Source organism: Sphingobium sp. SCG-1 (genome assembly GCF_002953135.1).
Taxonomy (GTDB): Bacteria; Pseudomonadota; Alphaproteobacteria; order Sphingomonadales; family Sphingomonadaceae; genus Sphingobium.
Genome location: NZ_CP026373.1, coordinates 178,814 through 203,109, shown reverse-complemented (window position 1 = coordinate 203,109; position 24,296 = coordinate 178,814). Strand labels below are relative to the sequence as shown.

Genomic DNA, 24,296 nt, shown 5'->3' with positions numbered 1-24,296 from the left:
TCTGAACCGCAGACATCTGCTCGGTAGCATATTGGCCGTGCTGGCAACCGAGAGGGCGGCTGCGTTGCCGCTGAGCAAGATCAGAGAGAAGGGATCCCTGAGGGTCGCTGTGTACCAGGACTTTGAGCCCTGGGCGTGGAAACGAAATGGAACCCTGGTTGGTATCGACGTTGATTTGGCGCGCGCTTGTGCCGCCGAGTTGGGTGTGCCAGTCGAGTTCATGGAGTTGCTTGCCGGCGAAGACGTGGACGAAGATCTTCGAAATGCGGTGTGGCGCGGTCCGCTTATCGGGGGACAGCCAGCTGACGTCATGATGCACGTGCCCTATGATCGCGCATTCGCGTTACGGAATGATCGCGTCGTGATAGTGTCGCCTTATTACCGCGAGCGCTTCACGTTGATTTGCGACCGAACCGCTGTAGATTGTGAGATTCCACCGCCGCAGTTCAAAGGACAGCGGCTGGCTGCCGAACTCGACAGTATCCCCGATTTTTATCTTTCAGGGTCTTTTGGCGGCGTTTTGCGAAATGACGTTGCGCATTTGCCAAGCGGCGCTGCTGCGATTGAAGCAGTGCGCAGCCGCCAGGCTGTCGCAGCAATGGCAACCCGGGCGCAAGTGGAACATGCCCTCTCGCTGGGAGGAGATATGATGGTCGAGCGGGCCGCTCCTCTCCCGGCGCTTACCACGCCCGGTTGGGATGTGGGCTTGGCCGTCAAAGATGACAGTCGGGATCTTGCCGATCGTCTTGAGGCAATCATGGCGAGCCTCCAGACCAGCGGCGTGTTGGGAACGATATTCGCTCGATACGGCGTGAAGCCGGAGGCGCCGCTCGCAGGATAGTTCCAAGGTTTAATTGTGGGAGTGTCGAAGCGAGCTTAGCCTCGTTCATCGTCCGAGACGCCACCTGAGCAAAGTAGGAGGGGATAAGTATGAAAAAGTTTTTCCATAGTTCGACGATTTTGGTGGGACTCAGCGCTTTCATCGCAAGTCCGTTGCTGGCCGCGCCCGAAGGGCCAACCGATGCCGATATCGCGAACGACGCAAAATCGACCGGTGATGTCCTTACCAACGGCATGGGCCTGCAAGCGCAACGTTTCAGCCCGCTCACGACCATCAATGCAACAAATGTTGAAAAGCTCGTGCCGGCCTTTGCCTCGTCCCTGGGCGGTGAAAAGCAGCGCGGCCAAGAGTCCCAGCCGCTGGTGTATGACGGCACGATCTATGTCACTGGAAGTTACTCAAGGCTGTTCGCATTTGACGCTCGAACCGGTGAAGAAAAATGGGAATACACGGCACGACTGCCAGACGGGATTATGCCTTGTTGTGACGTCGTCAATCGCGGGGCAGCCATCTATGGCGATAAGATTATCTTCGGTACGCTGGACGCGCGCCTCGTTGCCCTGAATCGCATCACGGGTAAGGTAATCTGGAACAAGAAAATTGCTGACTATGCAGCAGGATTTAGCTTCACCGCAGCGCCGATGATCGTTAACGGCAAGGTTATCACGGGTAATTCGGGCGGTGAATTTGGAATTGTAGGGGCCGTCGAGGCCCGCGATGTCAATACCGGAGAATTGATCTGGTCCCGGCCCACCATCGAAGGAAACATGGGCACCCTTAATGGAAAAGACAATGGTGTAACCGGTAAGGTCAATAGCTCCTGGCCAGGCGATACCTGGAAGACTGGCGGCGGCGCGACGTGGCTCGGCGGCACCTATGATCCAGAGACCAACCTCATTTACATGGGCACCGGCAATCCCGCGCCGTGGAACAGCCATTTGCGGCCGGGCGACAATCTTTATACTTCGTCGACGTTGGCGCTCGATCCCGACACTGGCGTCATCAAATGGCATTATCAAACAACGCCGCACGACGGCTGGGATTTTGACGGTGTCAACGAGCTCATTCCCTTCAATGCGAAGTGGAAGGGCAAGGAGATGAAGCTGGGCGCCAAGGCGGATCGCAATGGCTTCTTCTTCGTGCTCGACCGAACAAACGGCAAATTCCTTTCGGCAACGCCCTTCGTGTCCAAGATAACCTGGGCCACCGGTTATAATTCCAAAGGCCGGCCGATCTATGTCGATGCCAATCGTCCAGGCCCGCCGACGACCGAAAAGGGCACGTCGGTCTTTTCGGCTCCGGCATTCCTGGGCGCGAAGAATTGGATGCCTATGGCGTATAGCCAGCAAACCGGACTTTTCTATGTGCCGGCCAATGAATGGGGCATGGATATCTGGAACGAGCCGGTGGCCTATAAAAAGGGTGCCGCATACATGGGTGCCGGCTTCACCATCAAGCCGCTCTATCCCGATTACATCGGCGCGCTGCGCGCGGTGGATCCCGCCACAGGCAAGATCGTGTGGGAGTATAAAAACAAAGCACCCCTGTGGGGCGGCGTGCTCACCACCGCGGGCAATCTCGTTTTCACCGGGACACCAGAGGGCTATCTCAAGGCGTTTGACGCGAAAACCGGCAAGGAACTTTGGAAGTTTAACACTGGCTCTGGCGTGGTAGGATCCCCGATCACATGGGACCAGGATGGCGAGCAGTATATAGCGGTAATGTCTGGCTGGGGCGGCGCGGTCCCGCTTTGGGGTGGCGAGGTCGCAAAGGCAGTTCAACATATTAACCAAGGTGGAGCATTGTGGGTGTTCAAACTTCCCAAAAACTAGTGGGATCGGTCAAAGTACCGCATCTCCTCGGACACTCCGGTCGAGGTGCTCACGGCACTTCGGCTGGAGAGGAAATGGCATTGGAACGTATCTTGATCGCGGACGATCACTCGCTTGTTCGTGACGGACTGCGGACCGTCATATCTGCGGCATTCGACCGATTTGAGTTGTTCGAAGCGGCCAGCCTTGACGAGGCGATTGCGGTCATAGAACGTGAAGGCAGCCTTGATCTGGTGTTGCTCGATCTTCATATGCCCGGGTCAAATGGAATGTCGGGTCTCGAACGGTTGCGCGCGAGCTATCCTGCAATACCGGTGGCGATTGTTTCAGCGTCGCAGGAATTTGGCGTCGCAAGAGATGCGCTCGCGGCTGGAGCATCGGGTTTCATCCCCAAATCCCTCCGGCGCAGTGCAATTGTTGATGCTATTCGACGTATTGCGGCAGGAGAGATTTTCTTTCCTGAAGACTGGAGCGACGCGGGTACGCCAGCAGGCCCTGCTGAAGTCGATATTTTGCGTCGCATCGATACACTTACGCCCCAACAGAAGGTTGTTCTTGGATTTGTAGTTGCGGGCATGCTCAACAAGCAAATTGCATTCGAGCTGGATGTGTCGATAACAACCGTTAAGGCGCACGTGTCGGCGATACTGAACAAGCTAAATGTGTTTAGTCGCACCCAAGCGGTTTTGCTGGCAACGCGTGTCAATTTTCACGCTACCTCGACTGAGACGCCCGAGGGACACCATTAGATACTGATATCGTCGCAACCGATCAGAGGCCTGGCCTAGCGCGCTTTGGTGGCTAGACCCACGCTATGAGAAAACCGACCCGACTGAAATCCTTTGGCAACTCCAAAAGGGATGTAAGCGTGGGCTGGAGGCCGCAGATCAGGCGGCTTCGGCGATCGGTTGCTGATCTGGCTGCCAGTTCCAGGGCATGAGTTCATCCCAGCGCGCGGCAGGCCAGTCGCCAGCGATCTTGGCGATGACATCGGCGATGTAGGCCTGCGGTTCGAGGCCATTGAGCTTGGCAGTCTCGATGATGGAGTAGATGGCGGCGGCCCGATCACCGCCCGCCTTTGATCCTGCAAACAGCCAGTTTTTGCGGCCCAGGGCCACGCAGCGCATGGCGCGCTCGGCAATGTTGTTATCAATCTCCAGTCGGCCATCGTCGAGGAAGCGTGTCAGCGCGTCCCAACGCTTGCGGCCATAGGCAATGGCCTTGGCCATCTCGGACTTGGGCGAGAGACGGCGCAGGGCATCGTCGAGTGCCTGATGCAACTCGTTGATCAGCGGCTTGGTGCGGTCCTGTCGGCTTCGTCGTCGGATATCGGGCTGATGGCCGCGAACCTCTGCCTCGATCTCATAGAACTGACCGATACGCTCCAGCAGATCGGTGGTGAGCGGGGTCGGCTTGGTCGCATGAATGTCGAATATCTTGCGCCGGAAATGCGCCCAGCAGGCGACTTCGGTGACGCGGTTGGTATCGTAGAGCTTGTCATAGCCAGCATAGCCATCGGCCTGCAGATAGCCGGTGAAGTTGGCTAGCTGCCGCTGGGGATGTGCACCGGTCCGATCGGTGGTGAACTCGTACCAGACCAGCGGCGGGGTCGTGGCGCCGCAGCCGCGATCGTCGACGGCGTAAGCCCAGAGCCTGCCAGTCGCCGTCTTACCCCGACCCGGATCAAGCATGGGGACCGGCGTATCGTCGGTATGGATCTTCGAGGCGGTCAGGCCGATCTCGCGGACACGACTGATGATCGGGTCGAGCAGCACGGATGCCTGGCCGACCCAGCCTGCCAGCGTCGAGCGATCGATCTCGATGCCCTGCGCCGCCATTATCTCAGCCTGACGGTAGAGCGGCAGATGATGGTCGAACTTGGAGACAACGACGTGGGCCAGCGTGCCGAAGGTCGCCTTGCCCCGCGCTATCGCCTTTACCGGTGTGGGTGCCTGCACGACCTTCTCGCAGGACCGGCAGCTATACTTGGGGCGGATGGTCCGTACGACGCGCCACTGGACCGGCACGGCATCGAGCATCTCATCGCTATCCTGCCCCAGCGGCCGCAGCGCGCCGCCGCAGTCCGGACAGGTGCAGTTGCCCTGCTCGGGCTCGATCCGCTGCTCCTCACGCGGCAGATGGGCGGGCAGCGCCCGAACCGGTGATGGCCGATCTGCCTGAACTGGATCGGCCCGCCGCGCGGCGGCGACGATGGCCTCGCTTTCGAGCTCTTCCAGCGCCAGCTCAAGCTGCGCGATCTGGGTGTCCAGCTTCTCCGACGACTTGCCGAACTGCATCCGCTTGAGGCGTGCAATCTGCACGCGCAGCGTATCAATCAGGATGTCACGGGCGGAAATATCGGCGCGGGCAGCCGCCAATGCGGCTTCAAGCTCGGCGATCCGAGCATCTTTATCAGGGGTGGAAAAGCCTGCATCCGACACCGCGATCGTATAGCCGATCGGCCGCCTTCATGCCAGAAAAAGCGCCATAATCCGGGCATTTTATCCTGCCAGTGACGGGGTAAATGTACGCTCCGGGCGCCGCCAGTCGATGCCTTCCAACAGCATCGAAAGCTGCGCCGCCGTCATCACCACCGACCCCGTCTTGGTCGAGGGCCACACGAACCGGCCACGGTCCATCCGCTTGGAAAACAGGCACATGCCCTGGCCATCATACCAGAGCAGCTTGACCAGATCGCCCCGCTTGCCCCGGAAGGCGAACAGCGCACCGGAATGCGGGCTCTCCTCCAGAACCTGCTGCGTCATCACCGCCAGGCCGTCGAAGCCCTTGCGCATGTCCGTCGCGCCGCAGGCCAGGAATATCCGCGTCGATGGCGGCAGCGGGATCATCGCGCCAGAACGCCGATCACCCGCGACAGCGCATCGGCATCGACCGTGGCGTCCACACTCACTTTGATGCCCGATGGCAGCTCGATCCCGATCACGCCGTTGCTACGCGCCGCAACCGTTGGGGCGGGCAAGGCCAGCTGCTCGCCGATCTGCACCTCTGCAAATGCAGGCTCGATCGGCTTGCGCACCCCGGTCAGCTCGCCGGACATTGCCTGTCGCCGCCATGTGTAGATCGAGCCGCTGCCAACCTCATGGCGTTCACAGGCCGTGCGCACGCAACCTTCTGGACCAAATGCATCCCGCAGCGCGGCCAGCTTCTGCTCCACCGTCCAACGGCGACGGCCCGACACTCGGCGAACGACCTCTATCCGACTACTCATACGACCACTCATATGAGTAGTCGCTGCACCGCTTGCTGAATCCTCGATCTCGTCCGACACCGGCCACCCCGCTCAAAGAGCGGCAATCAACCCGTCGGATGCCCGGCATGCAAGGCGGCCGTCAGACCCCGCTTACAAAGGGATTGCAAGTCGGGAACATGCGCATGCGCGCCAAACGGTCCGTTAAAAATCGGGGCGCGGCAGTAAAACGACCCGCCTCCAGCCTTCTCGCAGCCTTGTCTCACCGCAGTGGCACTCATGTTCTATGGAAGATGCAGGTCTTCGACGGTCCTGCTTAGCATCGCCCGAAGTTGAGCCGGTTTAAGTGGTTTCGTGAGAACGTGGAAGCCATTCCGCATGAGGTGCTGCCGCAGGTCAGGTGAGCGGTCAGCAGTAATGATGATTGCGGCAATTTGCGCGTTCGCCTCGCTGCGGAAGAGCCGAACGGCATCATCTCCCAAGGCATCACAGTCCAGATGATAATCGGCAAGAATCAGATGCGGAAGAATGGCATCGTGCGATCGAAGATAGGACACGGCTTCGTCGGCCGCGCGTGCGGTCAGCACCTCGCAACCCCAGCCGGAAAGTAACGCAGTCATCGCGCTTAATATACTGATGTCATTGTCTATCACGAGAATCCGGAGTGCCGACAGGTCCCGCCGCTTGGCCAAGGCCGGGATGGCTATGCTTGTGGCCTGGGCTGTCGTGGTGGGTACATCAATTGAGAATGTCGATCCAACGCCCTGTTTGGACTCCAGATGAACGGGATGGTCAAGCATCCGGCTCGCCCTTTGGACAATTGCTAGTCCGAGCCCCATTCCCCTGTTTGGCGCTCCGCCATCCAGCCGAAAAAATTCCTGGAAAACCTCCACGTGATGCTCGGCAGGAATACCCGGCCCGGTGTCAGTTACAGACAGACGGACCACGTCACCGCGGATGGTCCATTCGACGCTAACTGTCCCTGTTTTGGTGTATTTTATAGCATTTGATATAAAATTCTGGAGGACGCGCCTGAGCAGGCGTGCATCCGATCGAACCCAAGTTCCACAATCAGAGATTCGCAGCTCAAGACCACCGGCGCGGGCAAGGGGGAGAAATTCCGCCTTCATGTTTCGCAAGAGGTCTCCGATCGGAAATTCTCTCAGTTCGGGAACCACGGCACCTGCATCTAGCTTCGATATCTCCATCAAAGCCTCAAGGAGATATTCCACTGATTCGAGCGCTGAACTGGTTTGATTTATCAGCGCCCGCGACGCCAACGCCATTCTTCGATCTTCCAGAGCCGAGACGAACAGCCGTGCTGCGTTGAGAGGTTGCAATAGGTCGTGGCTGGCAGCTGCCAGAAACCGTGTCTTGGAGAGGTTGGCTTGTTCAGCCAGTCCTTTCGCTTCGCGCAGGGCAGCTTCCACGCCGAGGCGTTCGGCTATTTCGCGTTGAAGTTTCGAGTTCACAGCCGCCATTTCGGACGTACGCTCGGCCACTCGCCTTTCCAAGGAATCATTTGCTTCAAGCAACACAGTCGCCGCTCGCCGGCTCTCGCTTATATCGCTGAAGGTTATCATGAGGCCTCCATCGGGCATTCGCGCGCGACGGATTTCCAGACTTCGGCCATCTGATAGCGAACGTTGAACGATCCGCTCTTTTTCCTCGCTACCTAACCATTCGACGCAGTCATTTTCGCCGATATCGGCCCTTCTGACGTTCCAGAGCGATAAAAAACGGCCGTGTGTGGCAATGGCGTCTGCGACGTCGGCCGGAAGATCAAGCAATGCGCGAAGCGATCCATTCCACGCGACCAATTCACCGGTGGGACCAAACACGCATACCCCTTGCGGAATATTGTCCAACGTCGCCTGGAGCAGCGTCGATTTCTCCGCGAGTTCCTGGGCGCGCTGGCGGGCGTCCTCAGCCTTTGCTTCGGTGATATCCGTATAAAGGCACACGATGCCCCCATCGCTCGTCCTGCGCTCGTTGATCTGGATCCAGCGCCCATCGGCCAGAGCATGAACATGGCCGCCCGCAGCAACGGCATGTTGACGTGATCGCTCGGAGACCCAGCGGTCCGGCGCGACCATTGCCCCCAATGTCGTGCCATCAGTAACGATCATCTGAGCGATCTCGGAGAATGCCATTCCAGCGTGAATTCGATCGGCAATTCGGGGCCAGAGGCCTAGATAAGTCTGATTGCACAGGACCAGCCGATCGTTCTGATCAAAGAGGGCAAAGCCTTCATTGATTGTATCGATAGCGTCACGCAGTCGACGCTGAGCGTCTTCGGCGATCGACCTGGCTTGGAGCGACGAGGCACTTGCAGCTGCGAGTTCACTCAACGTCCGCTCAAGTTCAACCGTCCGATCGCGGACTCTACTCTCCAGCGTGATAGCCGTTTCGAACAACGAAAATGCGTTACCCTGTAAGTCGGTTGCACGCTCGACACGGTTGATAAGCGCAGTGTTAATGCGTCGCAACTTTTGGAGTTCATACTCGGCTGAGCCGTTGGCATGTCTGCCCAAGCTCTCAAAAGTCTTTGTCATTTTCCGATCGCTAAACCAGTCAACGTCTGGTTGACATGCAGCGAGCCGAATTGCTCGCCATAAGAGCTAAATCCTACAACCCCTTGCTGCGCAAAAAGATTGGACACGGCGGATGTCAACTGCCGGTGCGCCACCTCAATCGAGTTCAAGACGCAATCGAATCCAATGATTTTGTCCACCCCCGACACCTCGTCCGCCAATCCGGCAAATAACTGCTCGAGTTCCCGGACAATATCCGTGCTTTCACCCAACGTCATGACGATGCCTTCGTCTATTGCGCAATAGAAAGTGAGGCTATTGTCGGGATTAACGCATTGGATGGATCGCGCATAATATTCGCCGCCAGCCCGCACCATCGGAGGATGGGCTGCGAACACCTCGGGCCCAAGATCCGCAACCGAGACACCGGTCAACCGCGCATATTCAAGAGCAGCCGGCTCTGCGTTGAGTTCCAAAGCGATGCGGTTGGCGACATTCGCGCTCGTGATGACCATCTTCTCGTCTCGCGGCACATAATATTGTGCTCGGAAAACCTTCATGGGTCGCAACGTCGAGAGAATGCCGACGACGGCGCAGTTACTTCTAAACGCGCCATCGTGAAAAACGAAAGCGTCGCGAAAAGCGATCCTGTCCCCCGACGAGCCACCCACCATGGGAATGCCGCCAAGCGCGTCCTGGACTGTCACAGTGACGAGTTCGTCGCGGTGCGAAAGACCGTCCATCAGGAATATCGCAGCGCGATTTAGCTTATCACCTAAGCGCCGCGAACTTTCGATCGATTTTGCCGCGGCTGTCCGGATTGCCTTCTGCGCGGCAATTCCGTCGAAGGTTTCGAGATTGTCTATGAAAGCCGTGGTGAACGAGAAATCGGTGTCCGGAAAACCGATTGCTGTTATCGTGCCGCTATCCATTCCAGATGGCGTAAGTTCGCCAGCCGAGGTGCAGCCAATTACGCGTACATTCTGCACGCATTCGCTCAAAACATTGGATACGACCGAGAGGTCATAGCGGTTCGAGCAGAAAATCATCGCACCGGCAAGATCCGGCCATTCGAGTTGACGCAGAACCGAGCGCACCGCCTGCTCCGTGTCGTCTAGGCACGAGGTGCCGACTCGAACAGCGCCATCCAAGATGGAGGCTTCGTTTTTCATTTTCTGCACAGGGGCACCCTGCCATGCTCCGACCAGTTCGTCATCCCGCATGATACATTAAAAAATCGGGTTCAGGCCATCACCGAATGCCCGGTTGCGCCGGTGGAGAGTGATGGAGCGCCATCGAGGATCGTCGCCTCTTCATCGGTAAACACGCGGCTGCGAACTATGAAGCGAAACCCCTCTGGACTCTCAAGCGAGAATCCAGCGCCGCGGCCTGGCACGACATCGATCGTCAGTTGCGTGTGTCTCCAAAATTCAAACTGTGCCGCGCCCATCCACACCGGTACCGCGTCTGAAATATATCCTAACAGAACATCTTGACCACCGACTCGAAATTCTCCGGCAGGGTAGCACATCGGCGCAGAGCCGTCACAACAGCCACCCGATTGATGGAACATGAGTGGGCCATGCTTTTGCTTAAGCCGGTTCAGAAGTGCATCGGCAACGTCGGTAATCGTCACGCGTGCTGGAATTTGCATGGCGGCCTCCTAAAAACGGGGCGGGCGGCGGACCACCGATCCGCCGCCCTGGGGGGGTAAATTATCATCACAGAACTTGCGTTCCGTAAGAGGCTCCGCTCAGAAAAATCCCAAAGCTTTGGGGCTGTAGCTCACAAGCAGATTCTTGGTCTGCTGATAATGATCGAGCATCATCTTGTGCGTTTCGCGGCCGATGCCCGATTGCTTGTACCCACCAAAAGCCGCATGGGCCGGATAGGCGTGATAGCAGTTCGTCCAAACGCGACCGGCCTTGATGCCGCGGCCCATGCGATAGGCACGTGTTCCGTCCCGCGTCCAGACACCGGAGCCGAGGCCGTAAAGTGTGTCATTCGCGATCGCGAGCGCATCGGCATCGTCCTTAAACGTCGTGACCGCCACGACGGGGCCGAAAATCTCCTCCTGGAAAACGCGCATCTTGTTATGCCCTTCCAGGATCGTTGGCTGAACATAGAAGCCTTCGGCAAGTTCGCCATCGAGCGCACTGCGCGCGCCGCCAGTCAGCACTTTGGCGCCTTCGCCGCGACCGATGTCGATATATGACAGAATCTTCTCGAGCTGATCGTTTGAAGCCTGCGCGCCGATCATCGTCGCTGCGTCGAGAGGGCTACCCTGACGGATGGCTTGTACCCGAGCGATCGCCTTCTCCATGAAACGGTCATAAATTGACTCATGGACGAGCGCGCGGCTGGGGCATGTGCAAACCTCGCCTTGGTTGAGCGCGAACATGGTGAACCCTTCGATCGCCTTATCAAGAAAATCGTCGTCCTCTGCCATGACATCTGCGAAGAAAATATTCGGGCTCTTGCCGCCGAGTTCAAGCGTTACGGGAATAAGATTCTCGGTAGCATATTGCATGATAAGGCGACCGGTCGTTGTCTCGCCGGTGAATGCGATCTTTGCGATGCGCTTGTTTTGGGCCAATGGCTTGCCGGCCTCGATACCAAAGCCGTTTACGACATTAATTACGCCAGCCGGAAGCAGGTCACTGATCACGTCCATGAGAACCATGATCGACATGGGGGTTTGCTCGGCCGGCTTGAGCACGACGCAGTTGCCCGCGGCAATCGCCGGCGCTAACTTCCAGATGGCCATTAGTATCGGGAAGTTCCAAGGTATGATCTGACCGACCACGCCAAGTGGTTCGTGGAAGTGATAGGCAACTGTGTCATCGTCAATTTCCGATAGCGAGCCCTCTTGCGCGCGAATGCAGCCAGCATAATAGCGCAGATGGTCGATCGCCAGCGGGAGATCCGCAGCTGTGGTTTCACGGATCGGCTTACCGTTGTCTATCGTCTCGACCAGCGCCAGTAGATCGAGCTTTGACTCCATCCGGTCTGCAATCCGGTTCATGATCAGCGCCCGTTCTGCTACAGACGTACGTCCCCATTTGTCCTTTGCAGCGTGCGCGGCATCCAGGGCCAGTTCAATATCTTCCGCCTTCGATCGGGCTATGGAGCAAATTTTCTGCCCGGTGATCGGCGAGGGATTGTCGAAATATTCGCCTCCCATAGGGGCCACCCACTGACCGCCGATAAAATTATCATATTTCGAACGAATAGCGACGTTAGCGTTCAACTTTTCGATGGCTTGGTGTAGCATAAGGCCCTCCTGGCATGTCCACGTCTCGAACGGCGTGTATCTCTGAGATTGCCTAATTGTTGTCCCACTTAGTGTCGCCACGCGCCATTGTACCAAAGGCCAATTGCCGAGCAGGCCTCCGATCCGGTCTTATCAGGCGACAGGGGAACTGCGTGTCTGACTGAATGACAGCGGGAGAGGATAGCTAAATGGTTGATTTGCGTATGAAACTCTACACTTATCTGGTTGCCGGAGCACTCGGAATCGCGGCGAGCGCGCCCGCTATGGCCAAGGAAGTGGTGATCCAGATGAAGAACCAGGGCGCGGCCGGTATGATGGTGTTTGAGCCGGCGTTCGTGAAAGTTGGTGTCGGTGACAGCATAAGATTTGTCCCAACTGACAAGAGCCACAACGTTGAGTCGATGCCGGAGATTCTCCCAACGGGTGCGACGCCTGTCGCGGGTAAGATGAACCAGGAACTTGTTGTCAAGTTCGAAAAGGGCGGAGTCTATGGATTTAAATGCAAGCCGCACTACTCGATGGGAATGGTGGCACTGGTGCAGGTCGGGTCGAAGCCGAGCAATCTTGCCGCGGCGAAAGCCGCAAAGCTTCCTGGCCTGGCGCAAAAGCGTATGAGCGGGCTTTGGCCAAGCGTGAAGTAAGTGCCGGGCTACTCCAGTCCGAACGGCAAGTTATTAATGTCTTGCTGACCGTCAGCCGCTAGATAAAAGCTGCGGCCCTTTGAAGGGGCCGCAGCTTCGTTATTTTGCTTTAAAAACGGACTTTCAGCGGGCCGCCGCTAGCTGGCGGCGGCCCGCAGCTTCTTGCCGGCAAACTCTATAGCAAGTATCGCCACCATGGAGAGACCGGTGAGCGGTAGGAGTATGCCGATGGCGATCATCACGATGGCTACGGTGCGGGCTTCGTCCGACGTCCTGGCCCGAGGGGGAGGACGCAACCTGCCCCCTAGGCGACGCTTCCACCATAGAATAGGAGCCGTGAGGCAGAGGATCGCCGTCGCTAAACAGCCCAGCAGCATGACCACCCGATTGGGCTCGCCGTATTCGATCCCCTGGTGTGTCGCGATCCCCCACTCGATAATACGCGCACCAGAGCCGAAATCATCATATCGGACCTCTTGAAGAACCTGTCCCTTAGTGCCGTCGATAAACAATATGTGCGCGTCCTCCGCTTTGCGCGCGACAAATGAAACGACATAGGGCTCGCCCGATTTGGGAAGGCTCAATACCCATGGTGCGGCCAATCCGCGCGCAGCTGCAATATGGACAATATGATCGGGTCCCATGTGATCGTCACCGGCGACATGGGGAGGCGGCGCCATTTGCAACGACCAAGGCAGCGATGCCCGGCTCAGCGCATTTCCGTGTCCCTCGTGTTCGGCCTCTTTCCCGCCGCTTACCGGGCGGGGAGGTCGACCGAAACCATGAGCGGCGACATAGTTTTGCAGCGCGTTTCCAGCGACGCCCGTCCATGGCATGCCCGTCAGTGCGAGAAACAATATGACCGAGGAAGACAGCAGCCCAACCGAGGCGTGGACGTCCCGCCAGACGCGGCGTCCTGCCAAGGGCCGTCGTAAACCCACGATCAAGCTACCCTTTCTTGGCCACCATAAATATAAGCCACTCAGTATCAAGATGACCGCCCAACCCGCACACAATTCAACGACCATATTGCCGATCTTTCCAGTGATGATCAGGCTGTGCAACTCTCGAACGGTCTGCATTGCCCCACCGTCGCTCGTTACACCAAGGATCGTGCCGTCATACGGGTTCACAAACGCAAGGTGTGATCCGCCGTGCGCATCGGCGAGTTTGAACCGCCAGCTTTCACTGGCCGACACCGGCCGAGCGATCTGCACGGTGTGAAGCCCTGACTGTCGGTCGACCTTCTCGACTAGTGCGCCAAGCGCCATCGCGGCGCCGGCCGGAGGGACTTCGGACCAGTCCCGATAAATCCAAGCTTCCAACTCCGGCTTGTAGAGGTACAGACTTCCGGTAACCGCTAGCCATAGCAAGATCGGCAGAACGGCTAGGCCGGCGTAGAAATGCCAGCGCCAAACGGCGCCGTAAAACGCGGTGTGCCCATCACTCCCTGTCCGTTGGGTTCCCATTTTTCTTAATACGGTCATGGCAGAGGCCTCGCTGAGAGACAGAAACCTGGCGAGTCCCGAGCCTCACGGCGTACCTCGAGGACCGCAAAGCTCCAACCGGAGCCAGCCGTTCGGATCCGAACCCGTGATAGCTGCCCCAGACAGGCTTCCGAAGTTGAGGTTAGGCGTGCCATGGCCGTTGCCCGCGCACACGCGGGCAGAACGCCCGGTCCTCCACGGTCAAAAAGTGGCACGAACGCCCCCATAGACGGACCTGCGCTCCAGCGGATAATAGATGACGGAATTTGGCGTCGCATTGATCGTCGCTGAGATGTCGCCAATCCCCTTTTTGTCGGTCAAATTCCGCGCGTCGACGAAAAGTGTCAGCCCTTTGGAAAGTGCAATCTGGGTTCCAAGCCCCAATGTCACGTATCCGGGCGTCCGACTGCTGTTGGTATAATCAGCCCAAGCGCCCCTCGGCGTCCACTCTACACTTGGCGAGAGACCGACTGTGTCAGTCCCCAGCCGTAGTTCGGCCCGATACTGATCCTTCGGCACGACCGGCAGGGCGTTGTTGCCGTACTTTGTGTCCGCCCGAAACTGAAAATCATTATGCTGATATACCTGCCTGAGCCGCATCCAAGAGAAAGGTCTTAGAGTGAGAGACGCTTCGATCCCCTGGTGACGTGTTCGACCCGAGTTGAACGTCGATGCAGGAATGTTGGGATCAACGGTAAATTGCAGGAGTTCGCCCCGCAAGTCGGCGCGATACAAACTAACATCCCAGGACGCGATCCCGATATGTCCGCGCGTGCCTAGCTCGGCAGTCCACGCGCGCTGGGCCTTGAGTGCAACAAAGCCAACTACCGGTTGTTGGATCAGTTCTCCAAATCCCGGCAACTCTACAGACCGGCTGTAATTGGCGAAAACCTGAACATTTCCCAAAGGGGACCAGAGCAAACCGAACTTTGGCGCCAGCCGGGTATAGGCGACGGCGTCGCTGTTAATTGGCAGAAGGCGATTGTCCACGGCGCGTCGTCCGTTCGTCAGGACGGTTCCCAGCACAACAGTTAGCTTGGACAGCGGATTCACGCGAAGCTCGGCAAACGTGTTGATTGTCCGTGCGGTCTGCGTCGCATCGGCTACAAGCAGGTCGCGCGATCCGGACACACTGGTATATTGTCGCGCTCGCACCTTGCCAAATCGTGCCTGGCTGCCGAAGGTGAGCGCCCAAGGGATTCCTGCAACGTGACCTCCCAAATCCAGGCTTGCAAATAATCCGCGATCCACAGATTTTTGGTCGATCACTTGAAAAATCGGATGGAATAGCTCCTTTGCGTTGAAGAAACCGCCAAATGTAAGGGTTTGGTCGGGACCAATTGTGATCGTCGTGTGGTTTTGAACCCGGACGGAATCGATGTCGCGTTCCTGATCCATGGCTATATTGTTGGGGAGCGAGATACCGGGTGTATGAATTGCCTGTTCGCGGGTCAGCGATCCAGGCAAATCCTGATTGATGTGACTGAGCGTTGCATAGAAGCGGGTCTCGACATCGTCGCTTATCTTCAGGCCGACATTGCTGTTGAAGCGCAACGCATCGCGCTTGGCATGTTGGCGATCGCCATCTCCCTTGTCAGCTGTCAGCGCCAGGTAGGCGTCGCCTCTCTCAGTGTTGAAGCCAGCGCCCAATTTTCCGCGAACCGTCGCGAAACTGCCGCCATCCAATCTCAGTTCAACCCCGGATGCAGAGCGCCCAGTTGGAGTTATAGCGTTGATCGCCCCGCCTAGTGTCGAGCCTCCGAAGCGGAGCGCATTTCCACCGCGATAGATTTCGATCCGCTCGAACACCTGCGGATCAAGTTCCTGAAAATCGCCATTGTCGTCTGCTTGGTTTATCGTCACGCCGTCCTGCAGCAGGGTTAGCCCGCGCATGTGGAAACCCCTGCTGATCCCGGAGCCCCGAATTGAAAGCCGAACCTCCTGTCCGAAGCGTGGTTGGGTATAGACGCCGGCAGAGAAGGCCAGCGCGTCCTTAAGCGATATCGCAACCTTATTCCTGAACACGTCGGCTTCAACGATGGAGGCCCCACCTGGTCGCTTGTCGATTTCCTCCTGAGCTTCTGCAATACGCTGCGCAGTAACGATAATGTCCGTCCGCTCGGACGACGCCTGCGCTAGAGCGGCGGAGCCATTCCCTAACGCACCAACGACTATGCTAGCGCCCGCGAGCGCAAGATTTTTCTTCTTCATGATTCTCTCCCCGGACCATCGCGCTCACGCGTGCGTCCGCACTCCTCAATTCTGTGCCAAACAAAGCCAGCGCTTCACTACTCAGACGGACGCTGGGGGACCGGTGGATGGGGGAGGGGGGGCCGCGAGGCGAGAATAAGTTCCACGGTAGGAGGGTGGAACAATCGTGATGGATGCAATGACGAGACCATCAGCTGCCGGACCCACGGATTCCGCGATAGCAACTGGCGCATGGAGGCTGGCAAAACCGCACAGACTATCGGTTTTGGAGGGCAAGGGCGAATGATGGTCATGTCCAATTGCGCCCATTATATGGTGCATCGGCGGTTGGTCGGCCGTACGATGTTCAGGCGCGTGTACCGCCATTCCGAAACACGGAACCAGCGTTAGTCGTTCGTTGGGACTCGGCATCCAGCCGGCGGGGACAAGCACGCGTACGAAAAGTGCACAGATCAGCAGTGCGAACGCGCATGCGTTCCCCATCTCTCGAAAGGCGGCTGATGGTGTCCCCATTACTGAGGAGAAACAGCATTCGTCAACGCTGGCAATGATACTAAAGTGCCAAGTATTTTGGCTCTGGCGCCTTGGTCGGATCGACTTTGCGATCGATGCCAATGTGCCGCCCACGATCTACTCGCGTTCGGCAGCAGACAGCAGACAGCAGCTTTCGTGGCATAACCACATTTACGGCGCACTCACTATTCTCATTCCAAAGCCTAACTTGACATCATCTCCATATAGTGCAGCCAGGCGGCACTTGGCCCACAACCCGCCAAAATGGGTGTTTTTCGCGTTTCGGCGGACCCGCCTGTCTCAACGCCATGCGACCTTAGTGCCATCGACAGGCGCACGCACTGCCGCCACCATGCATCTCAATGTTCATAAGGACGTCGCTCGGATCGGGCGAGAACGAAGAGGGGAGTGAGCCATGAACCGCACAAACGCCGTAAGTCGTATTGCAATCGCTGCACTGATGGCAGGAAGTTTCGCGGGCGTAGCCCGAGCTGAGGAGGCGCCAGCACAGCAACCCGAACACGCTGCAAGTCAGGCCTCGCACAGCAGTGGTTGGAAGGGCTCGTGGCTGGTGCGTTTGCGGGCCACAGCCATTATTACGAGCAGTGGCGTGAAGTCCGCGCGGGTCGATAACGTGCCTGCAGCGACCGCTGGTGCGCTGGGTCTTTCGGGAACCACGTTGCCGCTTCCAAATGATAGCCTCAGCATCTCCAACCGGGTGCTGCCGGAAATCGATCTTTCCTACTTCGTAACGGATCACATTGCGCTCGAGACGATCTGCTGCTTGACCAAGCACACGATCAAGGCCGTTGGGCCTCTCGGCGATGTACTCACCGGTGTTGGGCAGAACGGCCCCGTTATTGCCAAGTCGTATGCCTTACCATTCACAGTCCTTCTTCAGTATCATCTTGAGCCTATCCCAGGGTTTAAGCCGTATGTTGGTGCAGGACCCACATATGCTGTATTTTTCGGCGACAAGACCGGACCAGGTCTTGCCCCTTTTGCGCGTAATCTTCACATAAAAGACACTTTGGGTTTTACCGTGCAGGCAGGCATGGATGTCGCACTCGGCACCTCGGGGCGCTGGTACGCGAATGTGGACGCGAAATATATGAAGGTGGAGCCCGATATCAAATATGATCTGTTCGATCGCGGCTTTGCCGGTGCATCTTTGCTCGGCAAAAACGTCAAGCTCAGCCCCTGGCTTTTGAGCGTGGGCATCGGCTACCGGTTCTAACACGACCCAAAGACCAAGTACGAATAACGGAGATCTATTATGAGCGGCGTGAAGCTGATTGTCATCTATCCGACCCCGACCGACGTCGAGACGTTCGAAGCTGCCTATGTGAACGAGCATGTTCCAATGGCGGTTCAGCGATTGGCGGGGAAAACGAAAATCGTTGCCACCAAGGTGCTCGGAGCTCCCGCCGGAGAGGCGCCCTATTACAGAATTGCAGAAGTGCACTTCCCCTCGATGGAGGCCCTCGAAGCTTGCGCCGAGTCCGAAGGGGGCAAGCAGACGCTAGCGCACGCGGCCGCGATTTCTAGCGGGGGCCCGCCAATAATATTGATAGCCGAAGAAGAGTCGTTCACCTTCTGAACCTGCGCGGTCACTACGGCAGGAGCGCGAATGACATTCCGCAATTTCCTGTGGCAGTCCAGGAATTGCAAGGTGCTGCCGGTGCTTGCGCCAAGCGGATAAATAGACTGACTGCTTTCACTCTTCGCAATGCGCGCGACGCTTCAAGGCGGAGCCTCGACCAGAACATACAATTGCCTTCAACCAAGCGGGGCTCCACGCCGTTCGATCGGAACGTCCAGCGCGTTTCCACAGCCTTCCGACTGTCACGTCGATGGCCCTGAGGCGAAGCGGCGAATTTTAGACACTCGCAGGGCGGGCACAATTTCCGCCATAGCGGATGGTCGAGACAGGGGTTTCGAATTGTGCGCTGTCCGTTGCGTCAGCGTGCCGCGGCGGTCTGCAAGCCAAGAGGACGGAGCTCTCATTTGTCGCGCCGTGGATGAGAGGACTGAGGCCATCGATGCGTCCCACAAGCGCAACTGGTCGGCTCGCATGGTGGCGCTCGCGGTGCGTTCGGCGAGCGTGTCAGCCGCGCTCTCTTTGATGGGGTTCCAAAACACTCTTCTCTCGCCATGACCCGATGAACATTGCACCTTGGTCTCATAGACGTTGCTGTGAATGTGACGCAGAATTCTCGGCGTGGGTTTTGCCAGAGTCGGCAGTAATGCGCGACCGGGACCGGACAGCTTATGGAGGATGCCATGGCGCTAGCAGCAATAGCACCGGTTATTATTGACGAGTTGCCAACGACGCGTCTCTTATCGACAAAGGACTTGATGGCGTCTCTTAGAGATGGGTGGCACGACTTCACCGAAAACCGCGGCGAGCTGGTCTTCGTAGGCTTATTCTATCCTGTTGTAATCCTCCTGGTTGCGACGGTCGCGATTCGTGGAGACCTATTTCAGGTACTCTTCCCGCTGGTGGCCGGAATGTCGCTCCTTGGGCCAGCGATCGCGACTGGTTTCTATGAGATGGCAAAGCGTCGCGAGTCGGGAGATGAGCCTGGTTGGGGGCATTTCTTTGATATCGTTCATCTTCCAACAAGAAGCAGCATTGCGACTTTGACGATGATGCTGGCGTGCTTGTTCCTCGCTTGGCTTGGAGCAGCAGCGGCACTTTACACCAATACCATGGGGTACGCTTTGCCGGACACGTTCGGCGCATTTCTGACATCCATCGTGACGACGCCCGAGGGATGGACACTGATCGTCCTAGGTAATTTCCTCGGATTCTGCTTCGCCGGGATCGTTCTGTCGATCAGCGTCATCTCATTTCCGATGCTGGTTGACCGGGACGTGAGCGCGACCACCGCGCTTCGGACATCGCTTAAGGTCGTGCGAGCGAATCCGCGCACCATCGCTATTTGGGGCGGTATCGTGGCGTGCCTTCTGGCAGTTGGAGCGCTCACATTCTTTGTGGGCCTGGCCGTCGTTCTTCCCGTGTTAGGTTACTCAACCTGGCACCTTTATCGCCGCGCCGTCGGCGATTAACCGGAGCCAAGCATATTTGAGGAGGCAGGTGCGGCGGAGATCCCGTCGCACCTGCGTTTATCTGGGCGTGCCAACTTTACGTTTACGCGTCCCTAACCTCTTGCTTCACCAGCGTCCCACCTCCTGCAAGTCTCGAACAGAAGCATCATCGTCGGTTTGGAGAATGAAATGCCCGCAGCCGTGCCGTTGAGGAAAGATTATTCAGCGGAGCGTCTGCGGATATTGGCAGGAAAGAGCGTCGATCCCACGCAAGTGCGTCGGCTCATAACCTTGGCGCGAATCTATGATGGAATGTCGAGATCCCGTGCTGCTAAGGAAGGCGGCGTTATCGTTCAGACGATTCGCGAGTGGGTCATGCGATTCAATCGTGAGGGGCCAGACGGGCTTGCCGGGACCAAGAAGCCAGGCCCTGGACCACTGCTCTCACACCCTCACCGCAGAGCGCTCGAGCATATTCTGGAAGGCAGATACCCACGCTCTCAGCGTGGTAGAGTGCGGCTCGCCGACATCCGGCTTTGGTTGATTGAGGAATTTGGCATCGCTGTCAGCCGCCAGACCTTGAGTCGTGAGTGCCGCGCCTTGGGCTATGGGAAACCACCAAAATCGCAAACGAGGACCGTAGAATCTATGCCGCAAGGCACCTTCAGGGGAAGTTCGGCGACACGCCATGTGTCGCACGATCGTCCCTGACGCACCTCCGAGCTGAAAATCGAACTTGACCAAATCGATGCCCCGATATTGGCTCCCGCGCGAGCAGCGGGCCCACCGTCCGGCGTTGTACTTGAAGCCAGGGCGGTGCGGTCAAGTCATGACATATAGGCAAACCATGCCGAGTAAAGGCTCGAGATGAACGAGGTCCTTGGCCTGATGGCAGTCTATGGAGGAATTTTTGCGGTTTCCTTCGTCGCGGCGACAATCCTGCCGGCCCAATCGGAGATGACGCTTGGCGCCGCCATTGTTGGAACGAATTATGCGCTCTGGTCGCTCGTTGTCGTTGCAACCGCCGGCAACACGGCCGGCGCCCTTCTGAACTATTATCTTGGGAAGGGAATTTCCGGGCTGCTGGCGCCGGCGCGTGTGGGCGCTAAGCTGCAGCGGCCACAGCAGTGGTTTGCAAAATTTGGCGTTTGGTCGCTATTGTTTTCCTGGCTTCCGATCATCGGTGATGCACTCACGATCGTTGCCGGCATAGCGCAGACGCGGCTTCGTCTATTCCTTCCCATTGTTGCGGCTGGAAAAGGGACGCGCTATGCTGTCTTGGCGAGCCTCATCTGCGCTGCCGCCGATGTCTGCAGGTGATTTAATTCACGGATACCAAGTTCGGCGACCGTTTCGAAACAACGGACTGTTACGCCCCGGTGACTGGGGAAGGGGTTCAAATCAGCCGATCCCGGAATTGTAATTGCTCACGGGGTTGGCAGAAAAGTGTTGCGCGGAGGTCGATTGGCTGATTCACCCTACGGATGTCACCGCCGCCGCTTCATGTGCTGACCGAAGCCGAGAAGAACGAGTTGCTGCTCGCGCAGCACGAGATGATCGAGCGACTGGTAGCGCGGATTTCCGAGTTGGAATTCCTGGTCGGCACGCCGCGCAAGACATCCAGGAATTCGCATATTCCGCCATCGAAGGACGACTATGGCAAGCGCGGTGGCAAAGGCGGTAAGCCCAAGACTGGCAAGCGCCCGCCGCGCGAAGGCAAGCACCGCCCATTGGCCGAGGCGCCCGACAAAACCGAACGCATCATGGCGGCAAACTGCTGCCATTGCGGGACCGATATATCCTCGCAGGCCCAGCATTGCCGCCACCGCTACGATCATACCGACCTGCCGCCGATCCGCCCGATTGTGACCCGCATCGAATTGCTTGGTGCGCGCTGCGGGGGATGTGGCCGTCGCTACCGTGCCGCGGCACCGGCGGGCATGGAGCCGGGCACGCCGTTTGGCCCCGGCATCCGCTCGCTGCTGGCCTATCTGCATCACAGCCACCATGTCAGCTTCGAGCGACTTTCGCGGATTGCCGCGGAACTGTTTGGCCTCACGATCTCCCAAGGGGCGATCGCCAACGCGTTCAGGCGTATCGAGGCCGGAATGACAGCAGCCACGAAGGCGATCACCGACAAGTTGCTCACGGCAAAGATTATCGCGTCCGATGAGACGTCCACGCGCACCAACGGCATTGCCCATTGGCAATGGGTCTTCCTCTCGAAAGACGCGGTCCTGCACAAGATCGCCCCGCGCCGGGCGCGCAGTGTTGCTGAGGAGGTGCTGGGCGGCCACCAACCTGATGTGTGGGTCTCCGATCGCTACGCTGGACAGCAGGAACTGGGCAAGGAGCATCAGGTCTGCCTCGCGCATGTCCTGCGCGATGTTCAGTATGCCATCGACTGCGGGGATACCGCCTTGGCCCCCAAAGTCCGCGACCACCTGCGCTGGGCGATCCGGATCGGCAAGCGACGAAGCAGCCTGAAGGACACAACGCTGGCCGCCTACGCCGCGAAGGCCGACAACCTGCTGACCCGCCTGGTACAGATGCCTGTCGCGCACCCGGCGGGACGCGTTCTGCTCAAACAAATCAAGGCCTGGCGGGGCAAGTTCTTCGTCTTCCTCACCAACCGCGACGTCCCTGCGACCAACAACATATCAGAGCGCGAGATCCGCCCCTCGGTCGTGTTCCGCAAGGTCACCAATGGCTTCCGCTCCGACTGGGGCGCCCAGATCCACGCTGGATATCGATCCGTCACCGGAACCGCTCGTCTCAGCGGCAAATCGGCCCTCGTAGCCATCCGCGAACTCGTCGACGGCAGATTCGTGGTCGCATGATCAGCGCACCAATTGCCGACCCCGTGAGCAATTACCCGGAATTGGCATGCGATCCGGGAAAAGCTTCCGTACACGCGCCTTTTCTATCGCCCGCTACCTTCCTCAAGAAGGCCTTTGTGACGTTGAGCCGTGATTTTCCAAGCGGGCAACGGTTGCCGACTCGGCCGCGAGCAATTGTGCAACAAGAGATCGTTCTGAACACCGGATCCAGCTTGGGCAGAATAGAATAGGAGCGATAGACGGCGTTGTGGGCCGGCCCGTCGCAAGTGGCGCGGCGCCTTCGTCGCAGCAGGCCATAACTGTGGAAATCAGCTGACCTAGCCTGCCAAGTCACTGGCACGGAGGCGAGATGTGATTGATCACGTCGGTTGTCAAATTAAGGCAATTGAGCGCGCGGCCTCGGCCAACTCCCCGCGAAATTTGGGGTGCGCCAAACCGATGAGTGCCAGCGCCCGCTCGCGACACGTCTTGCCCTTGAGATTCGTCCAGCCATATTCGGTTACGACAATATGGGTTTCATTCCGAGGAGTCGTAACAGGACCTGACAATACCGGTGCGATGCGCGACACCGTTCCACCCGCAGCCGTGGAATGACATGCAATTATGGAGCGGCCGCCCTTAGACGCATAGGCGCCTCGGACAAAGTCAAGTTGTCCTCCCGAGCCACTGAATTGCCGACCATGCATGAATTCCGAGTTGCACGCGCCGTTCAAGTCAATCTGTAGAGTTGCATTGACCGAGAGTACATTCTCGTTCTGGGCAATCACGAACGGATTATTTACGTAGCTGACCGGGTATGCTTCCAGGTCCGGGTGATCGTTCATGAACTCGTAAAGCTGCTTGTCTCCCATGGCGAAGGTAAACACCGTCTTTCCAGAGTGAATTTGTTTGCGGCTGTTGTCAACGACGCCCATCCGCATGAGATTCGCTAACCCAGGCGTGAGAAGCTCAGTGTGAATACCTAAATGTTGATGGTGGAGAAGCGCGCGGCATACCGCGTCAGGAAGTGCGCCGATGCCCATTTGCAGGCAGTCGCCATCTTTCACCATTCCTGCAATGATCGAACCAATAAGATTGTCTTCGGGACTGGGCGCGGCGCGTGGGTATTCGAGCAACGGGCTATCGTGCTCCACGATGGCAGTAACGTCCATGATATTGACTGTGCAATCGCCTGAGACGCGTGGCATTCGAGGGTTGACCTCGAGAATCACGCGCTTCGCGATTGTCGATACCGGTTGCGCATAGTCCGTATTTGTTCCGAAACTAAAATTTCCTGACGAATCCATGGGCGAGACCGTCGCAATCAGGGTGTCAACGGCAACTTCCTCGCACAACAGCTTTGGCACCTGACTAAACGCCGCAGGCATGATCGCGCACAGGCTACGCCCTTGGGCAACCGCGCTTTTGTCCAATGAGCGCTCGACACCGGAATGAAACAGGCTGATCGGCTCGATGCTGTCTCCCAAGTCGGCCGCGCAAACGGTCTCTCCGGCGACGGCCGAAGACAGCAGATAATAGAGCTTGATTCCCTTCAGCGTTCCCGATCGCGCTTTGCGCGTCATCGCATGCAGCAGGGATGGGGGCTGTGAGACGCCGATGCCCAACGCAATCCGGGCGCCGTTCGGGATGAGATCAATAGCGTCCTCGGCCGTCACACGCTTTCGACAATAGGCCGAGTCAAACGATTTCTCGTCTGTTTCGTCCAATGCGGACGCCCCATCAGCCTCCATGCCCAGGACTTCGACTGTCCCTTGCCCCGCAGAACGCCGCTCCGCTTCTTCTCGTGCCCCGATTCTGCCCATTATTTCCTACTGCTCCTGTAACGATAGGCGCTGTTCGCCATGCGGCCCTCATTTCGTCGCTC

General features: G+C 57.9%; 20 protein-coding genes. 10 read left to right on the top strand and 10 right to left on the bottom strand.

The features are described from left to right. The first annotated feature begins 1 nt into the window (after position 1). The 3 genes from C1T17_RS20730 to C1T17_RS20720 all read left to right on the top strand — a co-directional run bounded on the left by C1T17_RS20730 (position 2) and on the right by C1T17_RS20720 (position 3,422). A complete protein-coding gene (locus C1T17_RS20730) occupies positions 2-841 on the top strand; it encodes a substrate-binding periplasmic protein (RefSeq protein WP_411269256.1) in 840 nt (279 codons plus the stop codon). Between the two features lie 89 nt (positions 842-930). Further along, positions 931-2,673 carry a methanol/ethanol family PQQ-dependent dehydrogenase gene (locus tag C1T17_RS20725; RefSeq protein ID WP_104955537.1) on the top strand — a complete coding sequence of 581 codons (1,743 nt, stop codon included), beginning with the start codon at positions 931-933 and terminating at the stop codon, positions 2,671-2,673. Between the two features lie 74 nt (positions 2,674-2,747). Then, positions 2,748-3,422, top strand: a complete 675-nt coding sequence (locus C1T17_RS20720) for a response regulator transcription factor (protein ID WP_189338626.1) — start codon at positions 2,748-2,750, stop codon at positions 3,420-3,422. A gap of 138 nt (positions 3,423-3,560) precedes the next feature. On the opposite strand, the gene tnpC (C1T17_RS20715) is transcribed toward C1T17_RS20720, so the two are convergent. The 7 genes from tnpC (C1T17_RS20715) to adh all read right to left on the bottom strand — a co-directional run bounded on the left by tnpC (C1T17_RS20715) (position 3,561) and on the right by adh (position 11,689). Then, positions 3,561-5,072, bottom strand: a complete 1,512-nt coding sequence (gene tnpC, locus C1T17_RS20715; protein ID WP_411269255.1) for an IS66 family transposase — start codon at positions 5,070-5,072, stop codon at positions 3,561-3,563. A 102-nt stretch (positions 5,073-5,174) separates the two neighbouring features. Continuing rightward, positions 5,175-5,522, bottom strand: a complete 348-nt coding sequence (gene tnpB / locus C1T17_RS20710; RefSeq protein ID WP_093021011.1) for an IS66 family insertion sequence element accessory protein TnpB — start codon at positions 5,520-5,522, stop codon at positions 5,175-5,177. Beyond that, positions 5,519-5,902 carry a transposase gene (locus tag C1T17_RS20705; RefSeq protein ID WP_104955535.1) on the bottom strand — a complete coding sequence of 128 codons (384 nt, stop codon included), beginning with the start codon at positions 5,900-5,902 and terminating at the stop codon, positions 5,519-5,521. The genes tnpB and C1T17_RS20705 overlap by 4 nt, the downstream gene beginning before the upstream one ends. A 263-nt stretch (positions 5,903-6,165) precedes the next feature. Further along, on the bottom strand, positions 6,166-8,436 hold the full coding sequence (locus tag C1T17_RS20700; RefSeq protein ID WP_104955534.1) for a NahK/ErcS family hybrid sensor histidine kinase/response regulator: 2,271 nt from the start codon (positions 8,434-8,436) through the stop codon (positions 6,166-6,168). Further along, complete coding sequence (locus tag C1T17_RS20695; RefSeq protein ID WP_223262974.1) at positions 8,433-9,638, bottom strand: FIST N-terminal domain-containing protein; 1,206 nt, start codon at positions 9,636-9,638, stop codon at positions 8,433-8,435. The genes C1T17_RS20700 and C1T17_RS20695 overlap by 4 nt, the downstream gene beginning before the upstream one ends. A 20-nt stretch (positions 9,639-9,658) precedes the next feature. Next, positions 9,659-10,069 carry a DUF779 domain-containing protein gene (locus C1T17_RS20690; RefSeq protein ID WP_104955533.1) on the bottom strand — a complete coding sequence of 137 codons (411 nt, stop codon included), beginning with the start codon at positions 10,067-10,069 and terminating at the stop codon, positions 9,659-9,661. 99 nt (positions 10,070-10,168) lie between these two features. Further along, positions 10,169-11,689, bottom strand: coding sequence for an aldehyde dehydrogenase (gene adh / locus C1T17_RS20685; protein ID WP_104955532.1), 1,521 nt, complete (start codon positions 11,687-11,689; stop codon positions 10,169-10,171). 188 nt (positions 11,690-11,877) lie between these two features. On the opposite strand from adh, the gene C1T17_RS20680 reads away from it, so the two are divergent. After that, positions 11,878-12,330, top strand: a complete 453-nt coding sequence (locus tag C1T17_RS20680; protein ID WP_104955531.1) for a pseudoazurin — start codon at positions 11,878-11,880, stop codon at positions 12,328-12,330. Between the two features lie 137 nt (positions 12,331-12,467). Here the strand turns inward: C1T17_RS20680 and C1T17_RS20675 are convergent, their stop codons facing one another. Further along, on the bottom strand, positions 12,468-13,817 hold the full coding sequence (locus tag C1T17_RS20675) for a PepSY-associated TM helix domain-containing protein (RefSeq protein ID WP_223262973.1): 1,350 nt from the start codon (positions 13,815-13,817) through the stop codon (positions 12,468-12,470). A gap of 201 nt (positions 13,818-14,018) precedes the next feature. Further along, complete coding sequence (locus tag C1T17_RS20670) at positions 14,019-16,028, bottom strand: TonB-dependent receptor family protein (protein ID WP_104955529.1); 2,010 nt, start codon at positions 16,026-16,028, stop codon at positions 14,019-14,021. Between the two features lie 928 nt (positions 16,029-16,956). Here C1T17_RS20670 and C1T17_RS20665 point away from each other — a divergent pair. The 6 genes from C1T17_RS20665 (at position 16,957) to tnpC (C1T17_RS20645) (ending at position 22,432) form a co-directional block, all read left to right on the top strand. Beyond that, positions 16,957-17,778, top strand: coding sequence for an OmpW/AlkL family protein (locus tag C1T17_RS20665; RefSeq protein ID WP_104955528.1), 822 nt, complete (start codon positions 16,957-16,959; stop codon positions 17,776-17,778). Between the two features lie 39 nt (positions 17,779-17,817). After that, complete coding sequence (locus C1T17_RS20660) at positions 17,818-18,141, top strand: EthD family reductase (RefSeq protein ID WP_104955527.1); 324 nt, start codon at positions 17,818-17,820, stop codon at positions 18,139-18,141. A gap of 683 nt (positions 18,142-18,824) precedes the next feature. Further along, on the top strand, positions 18,825-19,613 hold the full coding sequence (locus tag C1T17_RS20655) for a DUF2189 domain-containing protein (protein ID WP_104955526.1): 789 nt from the start codon (positions 18,825-18,827) through the stop codon (positions 19,611-19,613). Between the two features lie 168 nt (positions 19,614-19,781). After that, the gene (locus C1T17_RS22185; protein WP_145959058.1) at positions 19,782-20,303 is read left to right on the top strand and encodes a helix-turn-helix domain-containing protein; all 522 of its coding nucleotides are present in this window, start codon (positions 19,782-19,784) and stop codon (positions 20,301-20,303) included. A gap of 156 nt (positions 20,304-20,459) precedes the next feature. Continuing rightward, entirely contained in the window at positions 20,460-20,912 is a 453-nt protein-coding gene (locus C1T17_RS20650) for a YqaA family protein (RefSeq protein ID WP_223262972.1), read from the top strand. A gap of 164 nt (positions 20,913-21,076) precedes the next feature. Further along, positions 21,077-22,432, top strand: a complete 1,356-nt coding sequence (gene tnpC / locus C1T17_RS20645; RefSeq protein ID WP_104955525.1) for an IS66 family transposase — start codon at positions 21,077-21,079, stop codon at positions 22,430-22,432. Between the two features lie 371 nt (positions 22,433-22,803). Here the strand turns inward: tnpC (C1T17_RS20645) and C1T17_RS20640 are convergent, their stop codons facing one another. Beyond that, positions 22,804-24,162, bottom strand: a complete 1,359-nt coding sequence (locus C1T17_RS20640) for an acetyl-CoA hydrolase/transferase family protein (RefSeq protein WP_104955571.1) — start codon at positions 24,160-24,162, stop codon at positions 22,804-22,806. Positions 24,163-24,296: the final 134 nt, after the last annotated feature.